The 3,136-nt window shown below is 65.1% G+C and carries 4 protein-coding genes; all 4 read right to left on the bottom strand.

Annotated features, from left to right (window positions below; translation table 11 throughout):
• Positions 1-37: 37 nt before the first annotated feature.
• Genes F3H87_RS21705 through tnpA form a run of 4 tightly spaced genes read right to left on the bottom strand, consistent with a single transcriptional unit; the run spans position 38 to position 3,077 of the window.
• Positions 38-631, bottom strand: a complete 594-nt coding sequence (locus tag F3H87_RS21705) for a plasmid pRiA4b ORF-3 family protein (RefSeq protein ID WP_027264264.1) — start codon at positions 629-631, stop codon at positions 38-40.
• Complete coding sequence (gene tnpC, locus F3H87_RS21700; protein WP_100927451.1) at positions 628-2,253, bottom strand: IS66 family transposase; 1,626 nt, start codon at positions 2,251-2,253, stop codon at positions 628-630. Before tnpC ends, F3H87_RS21705 begins: the two co-directional genes overlap by 4 nt.
• A gap of 60 nt (positions 2,254-2,313) precedes the next feature.
• On the bottom strand, positions 2,314-2,664 hold the full coding sequence (gene tnpB, locus F3H87_RS21695; protein WP_100927450.1) for an IS66 family insertion sequence element accessory protein TnpB: 351 nt from the start codon (positions 2,662-2,664) through the stop codon (positions 2,314-2,316).
• Complete coding sequence (gene tnpA, locus F3H87_RS21690; protein ID WP_100927449.1) at positions 2,661-3,077, bottom strand: IS66-like element accessory protein TnpA; 417 nt, start codon at positions 3,075-3,077, stop codon at positions 2,661-2,663. The genes tnpB and tnpA overlap by 4 nt, the downstream gene beginning before the upstream one ends.
• Positions 3,078-3,136 lie beyond the last annotated feature (59 nt).

Here is a 3,136-nt window from a genome sequence, read left to right as displayed (position 1 = left end):
GTAACCATCCGGCGTAGGCCGCGGTCGCTGGCGTCACTCAGATCGTAGTTTTGGGTTTGCGAGGCCGCGGGGCCCATTTCTTCGCCAGCCGCTCGAAGCGTTCGATGATGGTGCCGGCCCCGGCATCCTCGGCGTCGAAGTCCCCGCCCGACCAGTGGACCATGTCCTCGTGCTGCTCGTGATCGGGATCGGCGAGGGCTTCGAGGAACTCTTCGTAGCCCCAGGCGCCGCCGACGTCCTCCGGTGGACAGGCCCCCGCGGCCTTCAGAAGCCGCGGATAGGTCACGCCCTGAGTGGCCTCGCCCACCCGCTCGATCCGGATGCTGTGGTCCCAGTCATCACCGAAGTCGTAGACATACTGGATCGTCCTGGTGGCGGTCTGGTCGAGCAGCTTTTCCAAAGTCATTTTCTTCGCGTCCATGGGGCCGTCGTAGAACCCGTCCGGGTCGGGCATGCCCCAACCGGCATCCCCCACCCGGAACTCGTAGAGATGGGTGTCGGTCCAGCCCATGGCCGCTTGGATGACCTCATGCAGCCGGTCGAGCCTGATCTTCAGCGGCACCTCGATGTGGCGCATCGGCATTGGCTCGACGTCGTTCAAGATGATCCGGAGGCGGGCGATCAGGGTCATGCGGCGATCCTTTGCCGTGTCGGGGACCAATTCCAAGGCAGGAGATCCGGCACCCGGGAGGCTGTCGTGCCAGGCAGCCGGGCGAGGACGTCGCCGAGCCAGGCCTGAGGGTCGACATCGTTCATCTTCGCAGTGACGATCAGCGAATACATGAAGGCGGCGCGGTCACCGCCGCGCTCGGAGCCGGCGAAGAGCCATGACTTCCGGCCAAGGGCCACACCGCGGAGTGCTCTCTCGGCCGCGTTGTTCGTCAAGCAGACCCGCCCATCCTCGAGGAAGCGCGTGAAGGCCTCCCATCGGTCTTTCTTGAACATGTAATTGATCGCCTTGGCGACAGGATTGTGCTTCGACATCGTGCCCTGCTCGGCGCGCAGCCAAGCGTGCAATGCCTCAACCAAGGGACAGGACAACCGGTGCCTGGCCTCGAGCCGGAACGTGGCATCATGGCCGTTGATCTGGCGTTCGATGTCGAAGATCGCATCGATCCTTGCCACCGCCTCCAGTGCGACAGGAGATATATCGTGGGCGGACTTGCCCTTGCGGACATTGCCCTTGATGTCGGCAAGCTCGAAGAACTTCCGCCGGGCATGGCTCCAGCAGAGCGCGCTTCCGGCCGGACCGGGATCACGATCGCCGCGATAGAGGTCGTTGTAACCGCCATAGGCATCGGCTTGAAGGATGCCCCGCCACCCGGCGAGATGCCGGTTCGGGTGAGCCATCTCCCGATCGCGCGAGAAGTAGAACAGCGCGGCCGGCGGCGCACCGCCCGCGAAGGGCCGGTCGTCGCGGACATAGGTCCAGAGCCGCGCGGTCTTCGTGCCGCCCCGGGCCAAGAGCGGCACCGTGGTGTCGTCGCCGTGCAGCCGCTCGGCGGCCAGGACATGGGCCCTGATCAGCGCATGAATCGGCTCCAGCGCAACGGTGCAGGCGCCGACCTGGTCAGCCAGGGTGGACAGGCTGACCTCGACACCTTCCTTGGCGTAGCGCTCGACTTGCCTGTTCAGCGGCTGATGCTGGCCGAACTTCTCGAACAGGATCATCGCCAGCAGGTTGGGCCCAGCCCAGCCACGGGGCGTGGGATGGAACGGCGCTGGCGGCTGGCTGATCTTCTCGCATGCCCGGCAGGTGAACTTCTCGCGGACCGTCTGGATCACCTTCCACTGCCGGGGAATGACCTCCAGCGTCTCGGTGATATCCTCGCCCATCTTCACGATGCGATCCGAGCCACAGCAGGAACAGGCCGTGGGCGCCGAAATCACCACGCGCTCGCGCGGCAGATGCTCCGGGAAGGGTTTGCGGGCCGGGCGGCGACGCTCGAACCCCGCGACGGACGTGGTCTTCACTACCTTCTCGGCGGCGATCTCGTCTTCAGTGGCTGCGGCCTCGAGTTCCTCAAGCTGCAATTCCATCTGGTCGATCAGGCGGGCGCGGCGCTCGGAGCTGTGGCCATATTGCTCGCGCCGGAGCTTGGCGATCTCAAGCCGGAGATGCCTGATCATCGCTTCCGAGGTCGAGACCACCGCCCGGGTCTGCGCCAGCTCGCTCTCTGCGGCCTCGGCACGGGCCTCCGAGGCCGCAAGCGCGGCGCGCAATCTGGTGATCTCGGAAGCGGCATCTGACATGGCCGAGACCTACCATGCAGGCATCGGAAAGCCCATAAGAATAAGGCTGGAGAAGCCAATTTATCCCGCCTTTGCAGGGCGTTGCGTCCAGCGCGGATTGCGCCAGTCGATCCCCTCCAAGAGATAGCCGAGCTGGGCTGCGGATATCTGCACCGCTTCACCACTTCCGCTGGTCGGCCAGATGAACTTCCCGGCCTCCAACCGCTTGGTATAAAGCGACATGCCGACACCGTCGTACCAAAGCAACTTTACCAGGTCGCCCTTGCGCCCGCGGAAGCAGAAAATCTCGCCCGCATGCGGATCACGTCCCAAACCCTGCTGCACTGTCAGCGCCAAGGTGTTCATCCCTCGCCGCATGTCGGTGACCCCACCGGCAATCCATACGCGCACCCCCGCCGGGAAGGCGATCATCGGCTTTCCAGGGCCGGCAGCAGCCGCGCCAAAACCTCTGGCTCCACCGACGAAGGGACGAGAAGCCGTCGCCCGTTCCTCAGCACGATCTCGAGCTGGACATCAGGCGTGCTGCGTGGCGCCTCCCGTGCGGTCGCGGGCACGGTCGGAGGTGCCATGGGCGGCGAAACAGCCAGCGGGATGAAGGAAGGCGGTGTCTCGGCGCCAAGTTCGCCAGCGCGATACTGGCGCCGCCATATCGTCAGCAGAGAGCGAGATACGCCATGCCGCCGCGCCGTGGCTGTCACCTGGCGATGCCCCAGGAAGCTCTCCTTCACGATCGCGATCTTGTCGCCATCGCTCCAGTGACGACGGCGCGGCGCATCCGCGGCAGAGAGGACTTCAATCTCGGGTCTGAACTTATGGTCGGCCATAAGGTCGGACTTAGCACCGACGCTGAAACCCCGTCAGACGGCCTCCACCGGAGGCATAC

This window comes from Lutimaribacter pacificus (genome assembly GCF_900142185.1).
Taxonomy (GTDB): Bacteria; Pseudomonadota; Alphaproteobacteria; order Rhodobacterales; family Rhodobacteraceae; genus Lutimaribacter; species Lutimaribacter pacificus.
The sequence above is the reverse complement of the archived record's forward strand: the minus strand, read 5'-3'. Positions and strand labels throughout refer to the sequence as shown.

What these genes read in the sequence shown, in the direction of transcription:
- tnpC (WP_100927451.1), bottom strand. Translation starts at nt 2,253, where the DNA reads ATGTCAGATGCCGCTTCCGAGATCACCAGATTGCGCGCCGCGCTTGCG.
- F3H87_RS21705 (WP_027264264.1), bottom strand. Translation starts at nt 631, where the DNA reads ATGACCCTGATCGCCCGCCTCCGGATCATCTTGAACGACGTCGAGCCA.
- tnpA (WP_100927449.1), bottom strand. Translation starts at nt 3,077, where the DNA reads ATGGCCGACCATAAGTTCAGACCCGAGATTGAAGTCCTCTCTGCCGCG.
- tnpB (WP_100927450.1), bottom strand. Translation starts at nt 2,664, where the DNA reads ATGATCGCCTTCCCGGCGGGGGTGCGCGTATGGATTGCCGGTGGGGTC.